Annotated in this window: 17 protein-coding genes; 6 read left to right on the top strand and 11 right to left on the bottom strand. The window is 40.7% G+C overall.

The features are described 5' to 3' along the window. Positions 1-22: 22 nt before the first annotated feature. Complete coding sequence (locus tag ACFQZS_RS10820) at positions 23-4,501, top strand: translocation/assembly module TamB domain-containing protein (RefSeq protein ID WP_377100075.1); 4,479 nt, start codon at positions 23-25, stop codon at positions 4,499-4,501. Here the strand turns inward: ACFQZS_RS10820 and ACFQZS_RS10815 are convergent. From ACFQZS_RS10815 to ACFQZS_RS10805, 3 genes are all read right to left on the bottom strand, one after another. Beyond that, a complete protein-coding gene (locus tag ACFQZS_RS10815) occupies positions 4,498-5,700 on the bottom strand; it encodes a bifunctional 3,4-dihydroxy-2-butanone-4-phosphate synthase/GTP cyclohydrolase II (RefSeq protein WP_377100073.1) in 1,203 nt (400 codons plus the stop codon). The two genes, ACFQZS_RS10820 and ACFQZS_RS10815, sit on opposite strands and share 4 nt — an antisense overlap. Before the next feature lie 116 nt (positions 5,701-5,816). Next, positions 5,817-7,274: an LptF/LptG family permease gene (locus ACFQZS_RS10810; RefSeq protein ID WP_377100071.1), complete on the bottom strand. Its 1,458-nt coding sequence runs from the start codon at positions 7,272-7,274 to the stop codon at positions 5,817-5,819. Positions 7,275-7,300: 26 nt separating this feature from the next. Next, positions 7,301-7,681 (bottom strand): START-like domain-containing protein, encoded by a 381-nt coding sequence (locus ACFQZS_RS10805; protein WP_377100069.1) that lies wholly within the window; start codon positions 7,679-7,681, stop codon positions 7,301-7,303. A 347-nt stretch (positions 7,682-8,028) separates the two neighbouring features. Here ACFQZS_RS10805 and ACFQZS_RS10800 point away from each other — a divergent pair, with 347 nt between their 5' ends. Then, positions 8,029-9,300 (top strand): tyrosine-type recombinase/integrase, encoded by a 1,272-nt coding sequence (locus ACFQZS_RS10800; protein WP_377100067.1) that lies wholly within the window; start codon positions 8,029-8,031, stop codon positions 9,298-9,300. A 343-nt stretch (positions 9,301-9,643) separates the two neighbouring features. Here ACFQZS_RS10800 and ACFQZS_RS10795 read toward each other — a convergent pair whose 3' ends face one another. Together ACFQZS_RS10795 and ACFQZS_RS10790 are read right to left on the bottom strand one after the other, a co-directional pair. Beyond that, positions 9,644-10,927, bottom strand: coding sequence for a Y-family DNA polymerase (locus ACFQZS_RS10795; RefSeq protein ID WP_377100066.1), 1,284 nt, complete (start codon positions 10,925-10,927; stop codon positions 9,644-9,646). Beyond that, positions 10,896-11,366: a LexA family protein gene (locus ACFQZS_RS10790; protein ID WP_377100064.1), complete on the bottom strand. Its 471-nt coding sequence runs from the start codon at positions 11,364-11,366 to the stop codon at positions 10,896-10,898. The genes ACFQZS_RS10795 and ACFQZS_RS10790 overlap by 32 nt, the downstream gene beginning before the upstream one ends. Before the next feature lie 468 nt (positions 11,367-11,834). On the opposite strand from ACFQZS_RS10790, the gene ACFQZS_RS10785 reads away from it, so the two are divergent. Both ACFQZS_RS10785 and ACFQZS_RS10780 read left to right on the top strand, forming a co-directional pair. Further along, entirely contained in the window at positions 11,835-12,179 is a 345-nt protein-coding gene (locus tag ACFQZS_RS10785; protein ID WP_377100062.1) for a DUF6804 family protein, read from the top strand. A 25-nt stretch (positions 12,180-12,204) separates the two neighbouring features. Then, a complete protein-coding gene (locus tag ACFQZS_RS10780) occupies positions 12,205-13,587 on the top strand; it encodes an IPT/TIG domain-containing protein (RefSeq protein ID WP_377100060.1) in 1,383 nt (460 codons plus the stop codon). A 95-nt stretch (positions 13,588-13,682) separates the two neighbouring features. Here the strand turns inward: ACFQZS_RS10780 and ACFQZS_RS10775 are convergent, their stop codons facing one another. Further along, on the bottom strand, positions 13,683-14,264 hold the full coding sequence (locus tag ACFQZS_RS10775) for a hypothetical protein (RefSeq protein ID WP_377100058.1): 582 nt from the start codon (positions 14,262-14,264) through the stop codon (positions 13,683-13,685). Positions 14,265-14,324: 60 nt separating this feature from the next. On the opposite strand from ACFQZS_RS10775, the gene ACFQZS_RS10770 reads away from it, so the two are divergent. Further along, the gene (locus tag ACFQZS_RS10770; RefSeq protein ID WP_377100056.1) at positions 14,325-14,987 is read left to right on the top strand and encodes a hypothetical protein; all 663 of its coding nucleotides are present in this window, start codon (positions 14,325-14,327) and stop codon (positions 14,985-14,987) included. On the opposite strand, the gene ACFQZS_RS10765 is transcribed toward ACFQZS_RS10770, so the two are convergent. Beyond that, positions 14,984-16,240, bottom strand: coding sequence for a relaxase/mobilization nuclease domain-containing protein (locus ACFQZS_RS10765; protein ID WP_377100053.1), 1,257 nt, complete (start codon positions 16,238-16,240; stop codon positions 14,984-14,986). The genes ACFQZS_RS10770 and ACFQZS_RS10765 overlap by 4 nt on opposite strands. Beyond that, positions 16,218-16,610 (bottom strand): plasmid mobilization protein, encoded by a 393-nt coding sequence (locus ACFQZS_RS10760; RefSeq protein WP_377100051.1) that lies wholly within the window; start codon positions 16,608-16,610, stop codon positions 16,218-16,220. Before ACFQZS_RS10760 ends, ACFQZS_RS10765 begins: the two co-directional genes overlap by 23 nt. Positions 16,611-16,910: 300 nt before the next feature. Between ACFQZS_RS10760 and ACFQZS_RS10755 the strand changes: the two genes are divergently transcribed. After that, positions 16,911-18,710 carry a type IV secretory system conjugative DNA transfer family protein gene (locus ACFQZS_RS10755; protein WP_377100049.1) on the top strand — a complete coding sequence of 600 codons (1,800 nt, stop codon included), beginning with the start codon at positions 16,911-16,913 and terminating at the stop codon, positions 18,708-18,710. 2 nt (positions 18,711-18,712) lie between these two features. On the opposite strand, the gene ACFQZS_RS10750 is transcribed toward ACFQZS_RS10755, so the two are convergent. The 3 genes from ACFQZS_RS10750 to ACFQZS_RS10740 all read right to left on the bottom strand — a co-directional run bounded on the left by ACFQZS_RS10750 (position 18,713) and on the right by ACFQZS_RS10740 (position 22,394). After that, on the bottom strand, positions 18,713-19,678 hold the full coding sequence (locus ACFQZS_RS10750) for a toprim domain-containing protein (RefSeq protein WP_377100048.1): 966 nt from the start codon (positions 19,676-19,678) through the stop codon (positions 18,713-18,715). Positions 19,679-19,746: 68 nt separating this feature from the next. Then, entirely contained in the window at positions 19,747-20,664 is a 918-nt protein-coding gene (locus ACFQZS_RS10745) for an ArdC family protein (protein ID WP_377100046.1), read from the bottom strand. 335 nt (positions 20,665-20,999) lie between these two features. Beyond that, positions 21,000-22,394 (bottom strand): tyrosine-type recombinase/integrase, encoded by a 1,395-nt coding sequence (locus ACFQZS_RS10740; RefSeq protein WP_377100044.1) that lies wholly within the window; start codon positions 22,392-22,394, stop codon positions 21,000-21,002. Positions 22,395-22,802: the final 408 nt, after the last annotated feature.

The raw sequence follows: 22,802 nt of genomic DNA, 5'->3' as shown, positions 1-22,802 counted from the left end.
CATTGTTCTGCTCCTGTTTTTAATGCTGAGCATTTTGCTATTGGTATTTCAGTATCAGCCTGTGCAAACCTGGGCAGCTAAAAAGGTTACTCACTATCTTTCAAAAAAGCTGGGTACTACGGTTGATATAAAGAGTATTTATATAAAACCTTTTACATCTGTTGTGCTGGAAGATTTTTATGTGCTGGATAAGCAAAAAGACACCCTTATCCGCACGCCCAAACTTACAGTAGAGCTTAACGGATTCTCGGTTTTCTCAAGCATACAAAACAAGAAAATAGACCTTAAGCTTATCCAATTAGATAATGGTTCTTTTTATCTAAAAAATCTTGCAGGCAATAAAACCAACTTCAAGTTTATTGTTGATAGCCTCGCCTCAAAAGATACTACCAAAACTACCCCGGTCACTAAAAGCAAACCCTGGACGCTGATCTTCCAGAAAATAGCTGTCAATAACTTCCGTTTCAGATACAAAAATACCCTGAAAAAGGAAGCCGCCAGGGGGATGAACTTTGACGATATTGACGTACTCAATTTTAGTACGGTTGTAAATAATATGGATGTTTACAACCACTTGTTCAAAGCCCAGGTACGTAACCTTACCCTTAAAGAAAAGAGTGGCTTCAGCATAAAAAACTTCACTACCGACGCCACGGTTGATTCTAACCAGATACTGGTAGACCATATGTTGCTTAAAACACCTAACTCTACTATCAAAGACTATCTGCGCATGCGTTTTAAAACGTTTGATGATATGAAAGACTTTGAGAACAAGGTGCGCATGGAAGGCCGCTTTAAATCGTCGCATATATCATCGAAGGATATCGCCTACTTTGCCGATCTGGAAAAAATGAAGTTTGAATTAGGCGTTGATGGCCACATCCAGGGCAAAATGAATGATCTGCGCGCAAAGAAACTGTTGGTTACTACAGGCCAGGCCACTTACATTAAAGGCGATTTTAGCCTAAAGGGCTTACCCGACTTTGATAAAACTTTTATGGAGCTTGATTTTGATCAGATAGCTACCAATAAAAAAGACCTTGACCAGGTTATTGCAGGTTTTACCGGCAACAATAAAACTAAAGCGCCGGATATTCTGGCAAAATTTGGCAACATCAATTTCAAAGGCAGATTTACCGGGCTGCAAAATAACTTTGTTGCTTACGGTAGCTTTAAAACTAAACTGGGAAGGTTTGACCCGGATATCAACCTCAAAATTGATAAAAATGGTAATCCAAGTTACAGCGGAAAAATAAATGCTTACGATTTTGACCTGGGCACTTTATTAGACCAGGCAGACCTGGGACGCGCTACATTTAACGCGAACGTTCAGGGAAGTGGTGATAAGTTGGAAACACTTAATGAAAAAGTAACCGCAAAAATCGCGCATATCAACTTTAAAGGATATGACTATCATAACGTTGCCGTAAACGGCAGTTTTATTGACCAAAAAATTAGCGGCAAGCTCACTATAAACGACACTAATGTAAAATTGGATGCAGATGGGAGCGTAAACCTAAAATCTGCTTTGCCTGAGTATGATTTCTCGGCACTGATAACCGATGCTCATTTAAACAAGCTCAAATTGATGGGTGACACCATTACAATAAGCGCTCAAATAAAAACAAAAATAACCGGTAACAACCTGAAAAATATGCAGGGCGAAGCCTTGTTTTCGCCTATCCGGATTGTTGATCCGCGCAATAATTACCTACTTGATTCTATATACATTGCGGCTGTGGGCACCGGTGACGTGCGCTCAATTAATTTCCGGTCTGACGCGTTAGACGGCAGTATAAAAGGAAATTACGATCTGGCCACGCTTCCATCCTATTTTAAAACCATTGTAAAAAAATACATTCCATCGCTACAAACCACAATTGTTGAGCCTAAGCCGCAAAACTTTGAGTTTAATCTTTCCATCAAAAACCTTGATCCGCTTACAGCTATATTCCTGCCGGATTTGAAAATACCCGAGCGGGGAACGTTTTTAGGTAAATTTAATTCTGAGGACAAAACAGCTACTATTAATGGTTTTATTAAAACCATTAAGTATGGCGACATGGTTTTTCACGACTTCATTCTGGATGAATCCACGCTGGATCAATTTATGAGTTTGAACATATCCATGAGCCGAATAGACCTTACTGATAAGCTTTACCTGAAAGATGTGGACGTAACCAATTTTCTGAATAATGACAGTTTAAAGTTTAACATAAAACTTGCAGACAAAAACGCCACCAACCAGTTGGACCTTTATGGCCGCGTGGCTTTTGGCCGCGATACCTTAGCTAAATTAGAGATACTCCCATCGGATGTCATATTGGAGAACCAAAAATGGCACGTTGAGGAAGCGGTTAGGGTACGTTTTCTGGATGGTAAAGCGCAGGTGTCGGGTTTCGAGTTATCTAACGGGCAACAAAAAGTAAAGGTGGATGGATTAATTTCTCCGTCTACAAAGGATAAGCTGAATGTTGTATTTGAGCAATTTAGCATGGGTACTTTTAGTCAGCTTACCCGGACGTCAGACATCGAACTACATGGCTTGCTCAACGGCAATGTAGAGCTATCTTCTATCCTTAAATCGCCGGGTATAGACGCTAAATTAAAGATCGACTCGCTTAAAATGAACAACACACAGATAGGCGACGTATCAATCGTATCCAATCTGGATAACGAGAAGCAAAAGGCGGCCGTTAATATGGAAATAACATCAAACGGTTTAAAAACTTTTGATGTAGACGGCACCTATTTTATAAAGGCCGGCGAAGACGATGAGTTTGATTTTGATGTAAAGATGGACAAAACAAAGGCCATCATTTTTGAACCTTTTATAAAGGATCTGGTATCAAACATAAAAGGTTCGCTTTCTACCAATCTTAAACTTACCGGAACGCCCAAAAAGCCACAGCTTAATGGCGATGTTGAATTTAACGATATGGGTTTAACAGTCAATTACCTTAAAACACCATTTATTTTAAATGATAAGGTAACTGTAAAAAACAGCGTTATAGAGATCCAAAAACTGACTTTGAAAGATACAATTGGGGGCACAGGTGTTGCAACAGGCAGCGTTAGCCTTGCAGATCCAGGCAATCCTATAATTGATGTTAACCTGGAAGCAAGAAACTTAATGGCGCTTAACACCGCGTTCAAAGACAATCATATATACTTTGGTAAAGCCTTTGCAACAGGCGATTTCAGCTTTAAGGGTCCGGTGGACAATATGAGCATTGATATAAATGCTACCACACAAGCCGGTACGGTATTTAACCTCCCGTTAAACGCGTCCTCTACCGTAAGCGAGTACGATTTTATAAAGTTTGTTAGCCATAAGGATACAACCGCTGTTGAAGTTGATAAAAAGAAAAGCTTTAACGGTGTTACGCTAAACATGGTGTTAAACGTTGACGAGAAAAGCACCGTTGTAATTACAACGGATTACGGTGTACTGCAGGGTAACGGAACAGCGCGTAACCTTACGCTTAAAATAAATAGCCTGGGCGATTTTGAAATGTTCGGCGATTTTAACATCACATCTGGTAAATTTGAGTTCACGGCAAAAAACTTTATCAGCAAAAACTTTGTGGTTAACCAGGGCGGTAACATACGCTGGACCGGCAATCCGGCCAACGCCGAAATTAATTTAAAAGCCGTGTACGAAGTGCGAACACCAGTCTCGCCGTTATATACTGCCGCGGGTTTACAATCGCCAAGGGGGAATCAGCAGGTATTGGTACAGGCAAATTTGATCATCACAAAATCACTGTTAAAACCAAATATTGATTTTGATTTTAATTTCCCTACAGATCCGCAAATAAAGGAAGATGTAGCCACCTATTTGGCCGACAACAATAACCGCAGCCAGCAGGCCCTTAGCGTAATAGTTCGGCGCGTTTTTGCGCCGGGTACCGGTAGCGACTTTGGCAACCAGGTTGTTAATACCGCTTACAGCGCGCTAACCGAGTTTGCGTTTAATAAGCTGAACAATCTGATATCACAATCAAATATTAAAGGGTTTGACCTTAACATAAAGTCGCCAAGCGACGCAAGTGCATCTCTTAAATTTATGAATGAGCGGTTGATATTTAACGGAAGCTTATTCAATAATAGCGGTAACAACACCTCGTTAAACAACAATAGCCTGCTTAGTTCTGATTTTAATAAGTTGACGAAGGATTTTGAAGCGCTATACCGTATTCGGCCAGATGGTAACTTAACGGCCCGCTATTCCTACCGTGTGCTTAATACTAACACCATAAACGCTGCCGATCAGCTAACCGTACAATATGTTAACGGCATAGGTTTAGTGTATCAGCAGGATTTTGACAACTTTGGTGCTTTTTTTAGAAACATGTTCAGAAGCGGTAACCGCCGCCGCAACCGCAGGTTAATTCCGCTTGACCAGAGCGTACCCATAGTGCCAACACCCGGAACGCTGCCTACACCCGACCCTCCATCAGGCGGGCCGTATGTTAAACCGAAAGAAGAAGAAGATTAGTGATTGCGTAAAATAGCGTGATCCATTTTATCACGTTTAGTGCGTAAATAAGCTTCGTTATGCGGATTTGGAGCTATTTCAATGGGTACATTCTCAACCACCTCAAGTCCGTAACCAATAAGTCCGGCCCGTTTTTTAGGGTTATTACTCATCAGCCTCATTTTTGATATACCCAGGCTGCGTAGTATTTGTGCACCAACCCCGTAATCGCGCTGGTCCATTTTAAAACCCAGCTTTATATTGGCTTCCACGGTGTCAAAACCGTTTTCCTGCAAATTATAGGCTTTCAATTTATTTACCAGCCCAATACCGCGCCCTTCCTGGTTCATGTAAACAATTGCGCCTTTACCTTCTTTATCTATCATCTCCATAGCGGCATGCAATTGCGGCCCGCAATCGCAGCGGCATGATCCAAAGATATCGCCTGTAACACATGAGCTATGCACACGTACCAAAATAGGTTCACCAGGCTCCCAGGTTCCCTTTGTTAAAGCAATGTGATTATCGCCTGTATTAACCTGTGTGTAAGCCGTCATTTCAAATTCGCCCCATTGGGTTGGCAACTTAACAGATACCTCCTTTTTAATCAGCGTTTCTGTATCCAGGCGATAAGCAATCAGGTCTTTAATAGAAATTATCTTCAGGTCAAGCTCTTTAGCCATTTCCTTCAATTCGGGCAGCCGGGCCATGTCGCCGCTTTCGCTCATTATCTCGCATATAACCCCGGCAGGCTCAAAGCCAGCCATAACAGCCAGGTCTACCGCTGCTTCGGTATGGCCGGAGCGACGCAGTACCCCCCCGTTTTTTGCTATCAGCGGAAAAATATGCCCGGGTCTTCCTAAATCGGCAGGTTTTGTGTCAGCATCAATCAAAGCAATTATCGTCTTTGACCTGTCAGAGGCAGATATACCTGTAGTACAGCCTTCCAGCAAATCAACTGATACGGTAAAATTGGTTTCGTGCGAAGTTGTATTGTGGCTTACCATGGGTTCCAATTCCAGTTCGGTGGCACGTTGCTGCGTTATGGGCGCGCAAACCAGGCCCCGGCCATAGCGGATCATAAAATTTACAGTCTCCGGAGTGGCGTTACGTGCGGCAGTTAAAAAGTCACCTTCATTTTCCCTATCCTCATCATCAACCACAATAATGGTTTTACCGGCTTTTATAGCTTCAATAGCTTCTGGAATGGTATTAAGCATTTTATAAAATTAACGGCTTTTGTTTGAATACGAACGCCGCACTAACAAAGTTAACGCATATAAAAAAAATAAACGTCGGCGGTTTGTAAATAATATCAAGCTACCGGCGCAATTGATCACGCCGCCGCTTTTTTGCTGAAAAGTGGTTTTATTTTAGCTAAAAGGTTAGCAAAATACTTTTTATAAGAATCGGCATCAAAAATAACCGAATCATTAGCTGCTTTGTACGATAGAAAGATACCAATAGGCGTAAGGATGATAATGCTTATCCACATACCTATAAAAGGCGACGCGTCTCCGGCTTTAACGGCTTTTTCGCCAATGGTTGATATTATGTAATAAATAAGAAAGAATACTACCGATACTACCACAGGCAGGCCTAAGCCACCTTTGCGGATAATGGCCCCAAGCGGTGCGCCAATAAGAAACAGTGCCAGGCAGGCTGCAGATAGGGTAAACTTTTTATAATACTCAACCTGGGCGCCGTGCTCACTTAACTTTATGTTGTCAAAAGCGCCCATCCTTATTTTGTATTGCTCTTTTACAGAGTTTACTTCTTGCCGGGCAGTTATCAGGGCCTGCTGCTTATCTGTTATGGGCAAAGCCTTATACCAGTTGGGCTTATAAGCCACTGCCTTTATTTTTGCACTGTCGGGCCTGGCAGGCACAGCAAAATACTTAATAAACGGACTCATCAGTTGAAAATTGGCCATACGGATGCTGTCCAAATTTTTATTAAGAACGCGTATCGTGTCACCCAGCATGCGCATGTTCATCATTTGCAAACCGTTTTTAAAGGAGCTCTCATCTGTGGCTTTCATGGAAGCAATTCCGCTAAGGTCAAGCTTTTGTGTTGTAGACTTAAATCGTTGCCTTATAAAAACTCTTCTGGGTATATACACACCGGTGCCCGAACCGGCGTTCTCTTCATAACGTATCCCGTCCTTTAGTTCAATTATCAAATATTTATTATCAAAAGTGCGATACATTTTACCCTGTTTGGCCATCACCATAAAAGAGGTGTTTTTAAGCGGATCTTTTGAATAAATAGTGAGCCCGTAAAGCGTCTGGCCATCAGGGTCTTTTTTCTGTACGCGAATAGTATTGTTAGCAAAACTATTGCTAAAAACCCCCTCGGGTAAAAAGTTAGCCGATTTTTGCTCGCGTACATCATACAGCAAGCGGTAGTACTTTAAACTGGCAACGGGCAGCATATAATCAGAGAAAAAGAAAGCACCTATACTTAAACCACAAACCAGCACAAACATGGGAAACATGGCGCGGGTAAGAGAAATGCCGGCCGATTTGATAGCTACCAACTCGTAGTTTTCGCCCAGGCTGCCATAAGTCATGATAGAAGAAAGCAGAACAGACAGGGGCAACGCCATTTGTACGTTGGTGGCCGAAGCATAGGCCATCAGCTCTAATATAACATACCATTGAAAACCTTTGCCTATCATGTCGTCAATGTATTTCCACAGAAATAACATCAGCAACATAAACATTACGATCAAAAAAGTAACCAGGAAAGGCCTTACAAAAGATTTGAGCAGTAAGAGGTGTATTTTTTTCACAAGCGCAAAGTTAGGGAAATTAGCCCTTATGCACCTAAAACGCTTACAAGGTACTGAATCTGATTATCCCATATCAATTTTCTTTCGCTCATAGCTTCATCGGTAGAAAAGTCTGTAACAGCAAGGGCAACATCATTTGTTAACTCATCCTGAACTATCTCCATTTCAAAATAACAATGCGGCTCGTCGTCTAACCATTTAAATCTCACCACTTTATTTTCTCGGGCATTTACCAGCTTGGCTTTTTGCTGTTCACCATCCCAGGTAAATGTGTAGATCTGCTCGCGAATATTAACATCATCAGCAAACCATTGGGCCAGGCCATTAGGTTCAACCAAAAAAGTATATAATATGCGTGGCGACGACTTTATCTCGTACTCAATAGAGAATTTTTTCTTTTCAGACATAGGGGTTTATAATTGATGGCCCTGATTGCACGCCACAATGTTAACATTTTTTCTAAAGGAAACGAATTTCTGCTATATTTGCAAACCTTTTTTAGGAGGCCCTTTATTGCTCCTATAAATACGGCGGGGTAGCTCAGATGGTTAGAGCGTAGGATTCATAATCTTGTAGATTTTGAATCGAAGTGGCCTCAAATGTATAGAAATGGTGTTTATCACTATTCTCAATCACCACCAAACACCATCAATCCACAGATTAATCCAGTCAAACCGTTAACAAAACCGTTAACAAAACGCGACCTTTGAACGGGGCGTGGAAACAAATTTTATTTACTTAAAAATGTTTCCACATGGCAACCGCAAAAATCATTACATGGAGCCGTAAAGACAAGAACGGCAACTATCCCATCGGGATTAAAGTTTCACAAAATGGCATTCCAGCTTATTTGTTTGAAGGCAACGCTCTCGCGTCACGTGAGTTATGGGATGCACCCAAACAGCAAGTAAAAAAAGCGCATCCGCAACACATGCGGTTGACTAATTTCCTGTCTAAGAAACTTGCTGAAATTAATGACAAAATTCTTGAGTTTGAAACGGGCAAAAAACGCTATACAGCTGAAGATGTAGTTAATGCGATTAAGCCAAAGCCCGTGCAAGTGGCTCCGCTCCCGCCAAAGCTTCCTTTGTTTAAAGAAGTAGCAGATAATTATCTTCAAGAACAAAAAAGCTTAGGCAATTATGACGTATGTAAAACAGATACAAGCAAACTGAAACGCTTTTACGAATTTGCAGGGGAACAAATAACATTCCCTCAAATAACTGTCGATTTCCTTCGCCGCTATACGATATTCCTGCGCACTGGTCGCAATAAGAACAAGGAAGGTCATGTTCCGCTTAGTGAACGTACTGTAACCAACCATCTCATAGTTATACGCACAATGTATAATCGCGCCAAAACTGCCGGATTGATTGATAATGAAACCTATCCATTCGGCGGCAAGAACAAGATTGTAATTAAGTTTGGCAAGACCGAAAAAATTGGCCTAACCGAAAGTGAGATAAGCCAACTAAAACAAGCTAAATTCTCAGCGCAACAATCTCATTTGCACCACAGCCGCAATATTTGGCTCATTTGCTATATGTTTGCCGGAATGCGTATTACGGATGCGCTGCTTCTGAAATGGTCGGATTTTAAAAATGGACGTTTCTATTACGTGATGTCGAAAAATGGGGAACCGGGATCATTACCAATTCCCCCTGCAGTTTCGGCAATTCTTGAAGAATATAAAGAAGATCAACCTGCGCACTATCTTGTGTTTCCTTACCTAAAGAAATTGACCAATCTTGATAATCGTTATTTGGTGAGGCAACGAGTTAACTCTGTAACCCGAATAATCGGCAAGCACATGAAAGAAATTATGGAGCAACTAGCTATTAATAAAAATGCCTCACCGCACAAGGCACGTCATAGCTTTGCTCAACGTGCAGAAGAAAAAGAAATACATCCCAAAGTATTACAAAGGCTTTACCGTCACGAAAGCTTGCTTACCACAATGGGCTATCAATCTAATTTTTCTACAAACAAGGCTGATGCAGCCATTGAAGCTATTGTAGGCTTTTGAAATAGTTTACTGACAATTATAGCCCTCGTCTGTTTCACGGGGGCTATTTTGTTGAATGGGGTTTGAGATGAAAAAATTTAAGATCACCAGTCAATACTTCAATAGCTTTGTCAACGTCACTTACCAAACTTGACGCTGCTTTATAACTGTCACTTTCTATTGGTGCTTTGGAACAAACTTTTATACATTCATCGCGACATTTCTTTATCTCCGCTATAAAATCTCTTTTGTCAATTTCCCCGAAATTCCTCTTTGTGCGCGCTACCATTAGTTTTGTTGTGTGGAGCAAAGTTAGAAATCTCTCGCGCATTACTAAATATATTAGCATTTTTAAATTATACATTTATCCCGTTTTTACTTTCAGTAAGTCCTGCCAGTTAGTAGTGTAATGGCCAGATATCAAATTCGCCTGTGTCATCCAAGATTTTTCCATTCCGCTACTTGCAAACTTCATAACACCACGTCCAAAACGTTTGTTTAATTTGTCGACTGTTGCCAATAAAGATTTTGATTTATCGGTATCAAGGTTTGAAAACAGGTCTGATTGGACGTTTAAAGCCGGGTTAATTTCCTGTAGTATAACACCGCATTTGTGATAGCGTACACCTTGTTTAAAGCATTTCTTTAGCATTGCCTGCACAGCATTATTGAATTTACACGGATCACTGCTGGCTGTCGGTAGTTCAATTGATCGCCAAACTTTAAAAAACGGATAAACCTTGCTGAATGGGTTGCTGTGAAAAAAGAAGGTGACGATTTTAGCTACGCTCTTTTGATCTCGCAATTTTTCAGTCGCTCTACTAATATGATAGGATAATGCTTCGCTAATGTCTCTTTCTTCCGTAACGACTTTGCCAAACGCTCGTGTAGCCGCGATATTTTTCTTAGGCTCTTGTATTGTTTCAAGATCGATACAGGAGTAGCCGTTTAGCTCCAAAACTAACCGCTCACCGACTACCCCGCCTAAATGTGTCTTAGCCCAATCTTGTGGCATTTTTGAAAGTTGATAGGCCGTATTGATATTTTTTGCTTTAAGCTTTTCTCGGTACTGTCGGCCTATTCCCCAAATGTCTTCGACTTCTGTTCGTTGCAAGACAAACATTCTTATATCTTCATCAACTAACAGCATTACTCCTTGCGTTTCAGGATTTTTCTTAGCGTATCTATTTGCGACTTTCGCAAGGGTTTTGGTGGGTGCAATGCCTATGCAACAGGGAATGCCAATATGCTGTTTAACTGTCTGTCTAATGGTCTGACCGTAAGAAGTTAGTTCAAAATTAGAAAATCCTTTCAACCCTAAAAAACATTCATCAATTGAATAAACTTCAATATCTGGGGAAAAACTACTTAGCGTTTCCATCATTCGGGCGCTCATATCACCGTAAAGCGTGTAGTTACTGGAAAACGCCTTTACGCCGTTATCAATAATCAATTGTTTCATTTCATGATAAGGTGCGCCCATTTTAATTCCGAATGATTTAGCTTCATTGCTTCTTGCAATTACACACCCATCATTATTTGACAGTACCACTATTGGAACATTATTCAGGCTTGGATTGAATACCCTTTCACATGAAGCGTAAAAATTATTTCCGTCAATTAAGGCAAACACGGCCATTACTCCCATGTTGCCTAACAACACCAGTCACCACTCCCCAAATTTCTACAGAGTTGCTTTCTTCTAATAAAATCAGCGGAAAATTAGGGTTCGCCGATTGGAGCCAGTTTTTTTTCTTTTCTTGGCAAAAGGTTTTAACTAAACACTCGCCGTCAATTGCTGCAATTACAACGCTTCCATGCACCGGGTTAACCGAACGATCTACAATTAGTATATCGTTGTTGAATATCCCGACACCTTCCATAGATTTTCCGGTCGCTCTAACTAAGAAAGTCGCTGCCGGATGCTTAACTAAAAGATCGTTGAGATTTAGAGCATTGTCTAAATGGTCGTCTGCGGGTGAAGGAAACCCTGCCGCCACTTTACTGCTTAGGATTGGGATGTCCTGCACCTTAACGCTTAAAACGCTTTTATTTAGTTCTTTGGGTTGGACAATGATGCAGGACATGATGAGAGGTTTATCAGATTTTGCCTGTTATTGTCAATATAGTCCTATAAAGGATTATATTCTTATAAATTAAGATTATGCATTATTTGCAATTTTTCACCCTGAAGACTAACACTTGCCGAAGGACGTAAGCAACGAAAACGCAGCGGCAATTTTTAAACGAGCGAATTGCTTTTTAAAAAATTGAAGCCACAACTTTTTGTAATTGGTTGATTTCACGCTTTGTTTCATAAAATATTGTGTCTAACTTAGACTCAATATTTTAATGCAATAGCGCACTCGTTTTAGCTACCGAATCGTCGAAACTTCTTCAGCAAAACACAACGAGTATGAGTTACTGCCACGTCACGCGTGGGGTTATATCATTTGTTGTGTACGCTTTTCGACGAGCGTGGTAGCTAGTGAGGCCCCACGCTGTTTATTTTAAACCGTCTTAAAGGGGCTAAAGACAAAAACTTTAACCCTTTTATGAACAGATTACTTCTACAAGCCCTGGCAATTAAAATTGTCATTGCGGCAACGCTTTTCGCCACTTCCATTAATGAAGTTTACCATCGGTATCAGTTTATCCGTTTTTGTTCCTGTGTTTTATTCGGATGGTTGGCTTACTCATGCTTAAAAAACGCTAAGAAAACGGATGGTATCATCTATATTTTATTAGCATTGGTTTTCAATCCATTTCAGAAAATCCCTTTCGATAACCGTGATTGGATATTCGTCAATCAATGCGTTGCCGTTTTCTTGGCGATATGGATCGCTTTTGAATTTCTAACCTTTAAGCGGAATAACCAAGGCAACATTCAAAGTAAATAAATCGATACCATATCAAAGCTATTTTATGAAACGCTATATTTTATTAACAATGCTTGCGCTATCAATGATCATTTCAAGTTGCAAGAAAAAAGATGATGGGCCAACGCCAAGAATTGACGCCATTTCACCGCTAACCACATTTAAAGGCGAAACTATATCTATCTCCGGTAATGAATTTGGAAATGATGCGAATGCTGTTCAAATAAGAATAGGGAACTCAGCAGATATAGTGCCTACTTCTGTTGCAAACAGTGTTATCATTTTAAAAGTACCAGATGATGCAACTACCGGATCAGTGAAAGTTACCGTTAAAGGCAAATCAACTGTAAGTTCCGAGGTGTTTACGGTTGCAGAAAGAACTACTCTAACGATAACTGATTTTAGCCCCAAATTAGCACGACCTTTTGAAAATGTTACTATAACTGGCAGCGGATTCGGATCAGACGTTTCCCTTGTGAGTGTATCTTTTGGCGAAACAGGAGGATTCAAGCCTGTTTCCGTGTCGCCAACTTCAATAGTGGTCGCAACGAGTATTTACAGTACCAACGGTAAAATTAAGGTATCGCGCGGCGGAAACACAGTAACAAGCACCAAGGATTTTAAATTGTTGCCACCGGCTCCTGTCTATTTCCCGTTAGAGATTGGCAGCTATACAACTCATGGATCAATCGGCGATGTGATCACTATTTCTGGAGCGGGTTTTGGTAACGTAGAAGAATTTATCGGTATATCCGTTGGCGGTAGTGCACCTGTGCAACCTTCTTATCTTAGTTCATCAACACTGACGATGCAGGTGCCCGTACCACGAGACGCTAACGATGGAAAAATAACGGTGACCGTAGAAGGAAAGTCTGTGACAGGGCCGGGGAATTTTACACTGGATATGTCCGTGCGGGATTATTCACCAAAATCTGCGGGTGTGGGTGACACGATCAAATTTACAGGCGCTAAATTTACTAATACAAGCGATATGGCGATCTATTTCGGTGATGTCGCTTGGGTACGGCCTTTTAAGGTGACATCTACAGAAATGCTTGCAGTTGTTCCAGTTAATGCGCAATCGGGTTCTCTTAGCGCAACCTCAAACGGCGGGGCAACAAGAAATCTAATATTTGCCAGTGATAATAGCCTGAGATTTACACTACTACCAACGGCGTGGTATTATACGATCTTGCCTAATTCTGGAAAAATTGGAACTACAATTTCGATAACAGGCAATTACAGTGGTGCAAATGTTGCCGATATAGGAGTTTCATTCGGTGGTTCAAAAGCGGTGCAGCCATTAGCTGTTAACGGTTCAACCATTAACGTAAAAATACCCACCGATGCGAAAACAGGAAAGGTAACGATTTCAAGGACAGGTTACAAAACGTATACTGACCCTTCCACTTACAATATATGGCCATAAACGCTTACCTTCGCAACTTGTAAGTTCCAAACTTACATTGTGATAAGGTTTAGGTTGAAAGCCCCGTGCTGCGAGAGCAATGGGGCTTTTATTAATTAACTATCTTCTATAGTTGGGTTTCGACCAGTCACGGATTTCAGATTTTCCTTAAAGGCCGCAAAATCTTTTTCTTTTTTGCTTGGCTCTCCGTCTTGCTTGCTGGCGCTCTTTTCGGCCTCCGATTTTTCTTTTCTTAGGTCATCAATTTTCTTTTTAAGATCGTCGCCTTTTTCAAAGTTTTTTTTGAAATCTTCAAATGTTTCTTTTAGTGGGTTATCCTTGTTTAATCCTTTTTCTAAGCCATCAAATTGCTTTTTGAATTCAGCGAATGCTTCCTTTTTTAAAGTTTCCTTGTCTTTCTCAGGTGGCATATAACCATGATTTTCGGCGATCGTTATTTCTTCGGCATCCCATTTTGCGTTATGGCTCTTCAAATGCTCGTCATAAGGCCATTTTTTATTGTCCTTGAAATCCTTATTATACTGGGCATAGTTAATGTCCTGCTTGATTTTTTCATTAGTAAGGTCATCAAATGCTTTTTTGCGTTTATTGATGTATTCTTGAAAATCCCCATAGCCGAGATCGACAATATCCCGACCATATTTGTTAACTAGTTGAGCTTCTTCCTCAGTGGTCATTTTGTTGTTGAGTTAAGGTTTATAATATGTTAAAGTTATCGAAATTTAAGGAGTTACTTTATGGATGACTTTGAAATAAAACCCGGCACCGACGGCACTGTTAATTTCTTTGAATTAGCGGGCCTAAATCCAGCTGAAGTCAAAATTAAAATCTCAGAGCCAGAGTACGGATTAGCTAAAAATGAAGCAGTGACTTTTGCCGAGTTGGCAGCCCCTTTGCCCATAGATAAACTGAGTAATACGATCACGACTTATAAAGATGAAAGTGTTAATTTTTGGGATTTAGCCGGAGAACCAAAGCGTAAAACACTTGAAAGCGAAACAGCAGGACAATTTCTTGCAAGAATTAACGATCCTTCAAAATGGCTGTATGGCTCTGAACTACGCGACGAAATGTTCCTTAAGTGGGAAGGTTCTATTCCGAGATTTGGGCATCTTGCAAGAAAAATACTAATTCATTATGGTGGTGAACATTATAATCCTCATACGGTTCCCTATATGACAGAGCGCTTCATAAGGCAACTTATTAAGAATACAATTGAACTAAAGGTTCAGCGCCATATAGTAGGCTATGACTGGGAACTTATTGATAACTTCCTTAAAAAAGTAGTCTGCGATGAATTAGGATTAGATTTACCAAGCGATTATAAACCCCTTAATCGTCAAGTGTTGCCTGAACTTAGAGGACCATTCTGGCCTTTGGATTTAACATTGCCGAACTAAATTTCCAAGCCTTTTTGTTTTCGGTTTTGAGCGTCATGCATTTCTTTAAGAAAAGCACGGCGATCATCTCGATGCTCAGTTAAATCGACATCAGTAATATCCCACGACTTTTTTGCTTCTTTTTTGTTGAAATCAGAATTTAGAATTTGACCCTCGTTTTTAGCAAATTCGCCCCTCAAATCATCTCGATACATTTCATTCAATTCATCATCAATATCTTGATCGTGGCGTAAGTGCAATTTTTCGGATTGCTCACCTTTCTTACCCCACTTGTCCTGCCATGCATCTCGTTCATCTTTCATTTCCTGTAATAGATCGGACGGAATTTTATCGAACGATCCATATTTTTTTGCTTTTTTGAAATGGCGTTCTTCCATTTCCTTAAGATGCTTACGTCCTAAAGCTTCAAAAATGTCTCTTTCCTGTTTTTGCTCTTCGTTAATTTCAAAAAACATATGCTTATTGTTTAATGGTTTCGTGTTGTTATCATTATTTGCCTTAAAGTCATTGACCAAGCGAGTTTGCCTGATTGCTGATTTATCATTTTTTAACTGGGTATCTGCAAGGCGCTCTCTTACATCTTTAGTCTTTACGTCTTTCAACATTTTTACCAGATTAAATGAACGTCCTTGTTCATCGATGACCATAAATGGTCTGGTTGTACCTTTAGCAATTGTGTAACCGTACCTTTTCGCCTCTTTAATAAATTCTGAACCAGTTTTGGTTTGCTGCCATATTTCAGACAGTGATTTTTTATGGCGGTCACGATTAGGGTTTTTATTAGGCGTTATTTTGTGGCCAAACTCCCTTTCGAGCTTAAATCTTGCTCTGTCGTGTGCCTTGTAATTATGCTTGTAGTCGATCATCGTGCCCTTTTCATGGTCATATCGTTCAAATACAACATGGGCATGGAAGTAACCGTCCTTTTCATGCAGCACCGTTGCCCGTCGTTGCTGTTGGAATGGTAATTCTTCCGCAAGCATTTCTACCGCCTTGTGCCACTCTTCCATCGTAAGAGCGCGGTCTTTTTGGCTTTCAGGATCGGGACGGATTACAGCATGATAAATGCTGTTAGCACTTCGTGTAAGCTCGCTATTCAATTCCATTCCGTAAAGGGTGTCTTTTAAATGTCCGGGATTAGGGTGCGCTCTACCGTCTACGTCCAGAATAAAGACGCGCTCGTTCTCACCCATTGCCAACAGGTAGTCCGCAAGCTGCGGCGCATTTCCTCTAATTTTTCCTGATACGAACATTCTTTAATAACTCTAATAGTTGGCTGGTAAGGTCATGGATACTTGTAAGCGTTTGATTTAATATGTCGGGATTGAAATTTATTTTTTCTCCTGTTTTCATGCGTGTGTTAATAGCGCGGGCAATCTGATTTAGATTACTCCCTTCCTTGCCAAGTTCAGCGTTTAGCAGAAGCAAGGTTTGACGATCAATTGAACTAGAGGGTTTGTTGTTTGTAATAAGACTTCTCAGATATTTGCTTACATTGCGAAATCCGTACTGTTTTGCCAGCGCTTGGATCTGCTCTTTTTCTTTATCCGTTAGGCGCATACGAAAAACAGTGCTGCGGTTCTCACCGCCACTTTTCTTTGTACGTTTCAAATCTCTATCCATTTTTAAAGAGGGTTAAGGGGGAAATGTGTTCCCCTTACAAGACGGATTTGTTGCTAATCAAAACGAAGTTTTGTAGCTACAAATCCATGTCTTGCAACTACCCTAAAGCTATCACAGGTACTGGCAAAAGTCAAGTGAGTGCGCTGTACTGATATGTGCAATGCTGTATTAACGTGGAATGAAAAGCAAACTTTTTATGCCATGAAAAGAAAAAACACACGCGAGATATTCTTAATTAAAAAATAAAATTATCTTTAAATGTTCGGTTGTTCGGACAATTAACCTTTCACAATTTCGCTAATGGAATTCAAAGAAAAACTAAAAGGGTTTCAATGGGCACTATGTGCCGCTGCATTATTATTAATGATTGCGGGGATCAATCGCGATGAATCGCAATTGATCTTTCTATCTCTATTCCTTGCCCTTTGCGCTGTATTGGCCTTTATCCGTTTTCAGAAACATTCACCTGCCGTACTGGGTATTAGCGACACCTTTTTTAACCAGCTTAGAACGCTTCAAATGCCGATAGGTGTAATTGGCGTAGGTTTGCTAACGGTAGGTATCGTTACATGGACGATTTTCTGTATAGTGATCTCGCTTGGGTTAATGTTTTTGTGGTACGTTTTATTCAAGGCAAATAATGCCAATAGCGGACCAAAAACTGATCATGGGTCCGCAAGATGGGCCACTTATGAAGAAATGAAAGCTACGGGTAATTCCGAGCCTCATGGATTGTACATTGGTTACCAGCATATGAGGAATAAATCCGGTCACCTGCTAACCGTAGCGGGTTCGGGTCAAGGAAAAGGGGTGAATTTGATAATTCCGTCTTTATTGGTAAATCCATTCGGATCGTATGTTGTAACCGATCCTAAAGGTGAGAATGCTTTTATTACTGCCCGGTTTCAAAAAGAATTCGGTCAACGGGTTTATATTATAGACCCTTGGGATGAACAAAAAAAGCTTGGCGCAATTCATGGCATACAAAGTTCCGGTTTCAACCCATTTGCATTTTTGAAGAAAAACATGCACGAGTTAAGGGATAATTGCGAACAAATTGCAAATTTTCTAATCCCTGATAAACCAGATGCAAAAGACCCTTTTTGGAATGATCGTGCAAGAAGCATGATAAAAACCTTCCTTATGCACATTGTTACGGCCATGCCGGAAGAAGATCACAACTTTTGGACATTATATAAAATGTTGCGACTGTCGGGTGATGATTGGTTAATGCTGTTGTTTGATCTTAAAAACAACAAAGCGGAGCATGAGCTAATTTCAATAGCGGCAGAAGAGCTTATCGGTATCCAGAAAACAGAAAACACAATGGCGAGTATAAGGTCAACTGCTCAGAATGCCACAACAATATTTGAAAGCCCCCAATTGCGACAATCATTAGCAAAAGATGATTTTGATCCTTATTATTTGACAAGTGCGAACTGCACCGTTTACATCGTTATACCTGAAAGGTACTTAGACACTCATGGCGTATGGTTACGGCTTGTAATTGGCTTGTGTCTAAAAGCATGTAATGAGAAACCTGGCTTGCGAGTTAACTTTATTCTAGACGAATTTGCTGTGTTGGGAAAAATGAAAGACATACAAAAAGGTTACGCTTTTGCGAGAGGGCAGAATATCGTGCTATGGGCATTTGTGCAAAGCTTGTCTCAAATAAAAGATATTTATGGAGATGATGGTCTGAATACATTTATTGGGAATGCTGCCGTATTGCAAGCATTCGGGATAAAAGACTATTTTACTGCTGACTATATAAGCAAGTTATTAGGTGAAGCTACTTTGGAGAAAATTTCGACGACCGTTTCCCATAACCCACACACAAGAGACGATAACAGATCACTGAATTATCAGACTTACGGTAGGCGGTTACTAACAGTCGACGAAGTAACAACCTTTCCACACATCATTACATTTGCGGACAATCTTAAAATACAAATACAAAAACTACCCTATTTCAAAAGCTTTTTTGAAAATGTAAAACTTACGCCACAACAACAAAAAGACAGGGACAGTGGAAAGGCAATCGAGTGGTTTGACTATTTCAAAAAGAGAGCCGATCCACCGCCCCGTATCAACCATTAAATTTAAGTTGGTTTGTACTTCATACTAAAATCGCTGAGGTCTTTGAATCCGTCATAGAATTGCGCCATACTGGCAACTTGAATACTGTTATGTTCAAGTTCTTTCGCAATAACGTCTGTGGCATGATAGCCTGCATCGTCATGATCCATGAATAGAAATGCATATTTAACCACATCGTTAAAAGCTGATATTTTTTCGCAAGCCTCACCTACTAGCGATGTAGAGTTTAAAATATAGCTGTGGTTGATTGGGCGCAAAATCCCTTTCATTTGCAACCATGATAGAAAATCCCAGAACCCCTCAAATACATCCGCCGAATTCCTATCCTCGCCAATTAGAATCCGTGTTGTAGCTTTTGAGCCGATGCAGGTTTTAAATGAAGTATTCTTTGCCGGATTTGGGATGCTTACTTCAAAACCACCTTTGTCATTTTCAAATAAAAAGCCGTAGTATTTTTTGTTTGTTACCGTGTCATGGATTTGCCCTTGCTTTAAATAAAGATTAGCCAATCCAACAGAGACACGCCGCCTTACCAATTCTTGGGTTAAACCTATATGCGTTATCTTATCCGCCTGATAAACAATTTTATATCGTGCTTCCTCTTTGGTTTTTACTGGCCGTTCAGCTCTCTTGTTATTTGTTGCGTTAACGCTGACTAAATGATTGAAACCCGAAAGCTGTGCAAGGGCCTCTTTAACTCCTAATCTTCGATCTAGAGAATGATATTCGCACCACAGGTCTATCACATCGCCTCCGCCTATTTGCTTGCGATGTGCGAACGTGTTTGAAAGGCCGAAATCATGCCAATTATTGCGTTGGGTGTTAATTTTAAATGATGCCGTTTTCTCATCGGGGCGGAAGGGTGAAAAATACCAGTCGTCACCTTTTCGATCTGTATGAGAATATCTACCGCCGAGTTTTTCAACGATAACATTAAGAGGTATTTTCTTGACTTCTGTAATGTTCATTTATTGTCCTTTGTAAAAATAAAAAAAGGCCCTGTAAAAACAGGGCCGTGTAGAGATAGTTCAAATTTTTATAATGGAACGGTTTGCATCGTATGTAAAAACTCAACAGCTTTCGACGCTTCGCTTGCTGCTGTCACTATGCAGCGATTGTTCTCTTTGAGAACTTTGAGCCAATTATCAATATAGGCTGCATGATTTCCTTTTTCGGCTGAGCTGATACCAAAACTATTACATAGAAAAGCTGCACCTAACTCGGCAACCAATTCTTCGATTGCATAATTTTTATCACCGAACTTTTTGTGATTTATGCGCTGCAAACGTTTTTCACCGCCTGTCCAATGTGTCAATTCATGAAACATAACGGAATGGAAGTTTTCGGTAGCTGAGCAATGGTCAGTATCTAAAAACTGCTCAGGCTTTGGCATCATGATTTTATCTTCCAGAGGCATGTAGTAAGCGCCACCGCTATGATATTCAATAACAGCTTTCGTATTTGCAATGAATTTATCGATAGCTTCAAAACGCTCAACCTTGGACATTTGATCTACAACTGATTCCGGCGGCGTATAACCTTTCAATTGAGAACGATTAAAAACGTAAGAGGCTTTTAAGAACGAGATTTTCTGAACTTCGCCGTCTTTCTCTTTCTCGAAAGTATCGTAGTAAACTACGAGGTTTCCTTTCTCGCCTTTGCGTATGCTCTCGCCTTTGGCATTCCATTGTTTCATGCTGGCCCATTCTTGGGTTTCGTGACCTCGTTTCATGGCGGCGCACCAAAGCAAAAGGATGTTGATACCTCGGTATTGTTTACCTGTAGTATAATTTACAGGGAGGCGTTTTAGGCTGTTATCATGGCTTAAAAATGGTTTTTCCCAAGGGATAACGCCGTTTTCAAGTTGCTCTATGATGATGTTTGTCACAAGGTCATGTACGTCAAGTCTCGGTACTTTAAATTCATGTTTTGTTTGAGTGGTTGTGTTTTCCATTGTTCTACCTTTCCTGTTGAGAGTTAATGGTTACAGGGGATAAACAGCCGGAGTTAATGCGAACAAACCGGCTGAAATTTTGGATGGGCGAGTGAATGCCGCAATGGGCGGCAGAGGAAAGTTTTAGTTGGTGACGAGAGCGCTTTGGCTATTCGCCTGTATGAAAACCATTGTCTCTCTCTTTAACAGGAATGCGTAGTACAATGCACACGGCCACAATAAACCGAATTTGTATCGATGCTTGCTGCCTGCCCGATAAAGTGAAAGCATGAAAAAGGCCCCGCTAATGCAGGACCTGATAATGGTTAAAACAGCTTAAAGACTACGCTGACAAATTACTGTAATGAGATATTATCTCGTCCCTCCACCAGCGATTGATACGGCTGCCGATGTCCTTGTGAGGTTTCGGGAAATGGCCCGACTTCCAACGGTTGCGTAAAGCTTGCGTTTTGATACCCAACTCGCGCTGAATATCCATAGCTGTTAACCGTGATGGCAGTGTTTGTAGTCGGTTGATTAGTTCTTTGAGTTCCATTTTGGCTCCTTTGGGTTGGGTGTGTAGGTAAAACTTCGTCAATATAGTCGGCATATCGCTGCATCATTGATACTCGGTCATCCCAAAACTTTGCGCGGTCATATGCTCTCCTCACTTCGCTTTCAGGTACATGGGACAATTGCCTGTCGATGACAATGAATGGTATTTTTAGGCGTTCCTGACAAATACCCATTGCTAAAGCCCGGCAACCATGGACAGTCATCTTTCCTTTATAACCCGCTAAATAAACGAAGTCTAAAAGGGCATTTTCGCTTATTGCTTTATTGCGATTATGATTACTTGGCAGCAAGTATTCGCTATTTGGGTTTAGAGAAAATAATTCTTTAATGATACTTATAGCTTGTTGGGATAATGGTACTAAATGCTCAAGCCGCATTTTCATACGCTCCGCCGGAATAGTCCAAATAGCAGTATCAAAATTGAACTCTATCTTTTTAGCCTTACGCAGCTCTTTGTGTCTCACAAAAACAAGCAATATCAGGCGCATTGCTAGGTAGGTTTGTCGGCTAACATTGAATCTAATTGCCTCAATTGAATTCAGGAAATCAGGTAGCTCATCGATATCAATGGATGCCATGTGACCTTTTCTTGGTCTTCGTAAAATTTCAACGACACCAAGCGTTGGGTCGCCTTGCATTCTGCCTGTTACATTAGCGTACCTAAATATCCGACCGCAATATTGCAGCAATCGACGTGCTGTTGCAGGTGATATTGTCTCTAAGCAACTTAATAAAAACTGAGCGTTGATTTCTGCTAATGGTAACTTACCCAGCTTCCCGAAAAGATATTTTTCCAATCTGAACATAACACATGCGGCATGGCGGTCGGCCCATTGGTATTTATTCCGCTCATGCCATTCCCTTGCAATCGGTTCAAAGGTGTTAGCAGCATTAAAGGCCGCTAATTGTTTTTCCTTTTCACGAACAATCAGGGGATCAATACCTAGCTTGATTTGCTTTTGTGCTGCAAGCCGCTTTTCTCTAGCTTCGGACAAAGAAATAACGGGATATCGCCCAAAAGAGATTACCCTTTCAGTATTGTGTATGGTGTACTTGAAATGCCAGTAGCGTTTGCTATTTGGCATGACGACTAGAAATAATCCTTCGGCATCTGTCAGTTTGTATTTTGTATCTTGTGGTTTTGCATTCAGGCATTGCAAATCGGTAAGAGGCATTGTTCATGTCCTTTGTAAAAGTTGTGTTTTTGAGAATGTGATATAACAGGGAGACAAAATTTCGGCCTGTGAAACGTCTCCCTAAATGGCTCCCTTTTTTTGGCAGCTTTAAGATAGTATAGGTATTTTTTCCTATTTGTCAAGTGGGGCAAAAACCCAAGAAAAACAGGGCTGAAACGTGTTTTTCTATGCTTCGTTATGCATCGTTGTGGTGTGGTCTGGCGACCCCAGCAGGAAATCAGCAAAATTCATAAACCCTTGAGGAAATTGCACTATTTATTTTGTACGAGAAAATGGCTCCCTTGTATCTTATGACCACATTTAATCCTATTCAATAGGAAATTCGCAATTAAGAAAGGCAAAGTCTGAGGCGGCAGCTGGAAAAGAATAACTTACCCTTTGAAAGTA

Source organism: Mucilaginibacter calamicampi, from assembly GCF_042676765.1.
In the GTDB taxonomy this organism is placed as follows: domain Bacteria; phylum Bacteroidota; class Bacteroidia; order Sphingobacteriales; family Sphingobacteriaceae; genus Mucilaginibacter; species Mucilaginibacter calamicampi.
The sequence above is the reverse complement of the archived record's forward strand: the minus strand, read 5'-3'. Positions and strand labels throughout refer to the sequence as shown.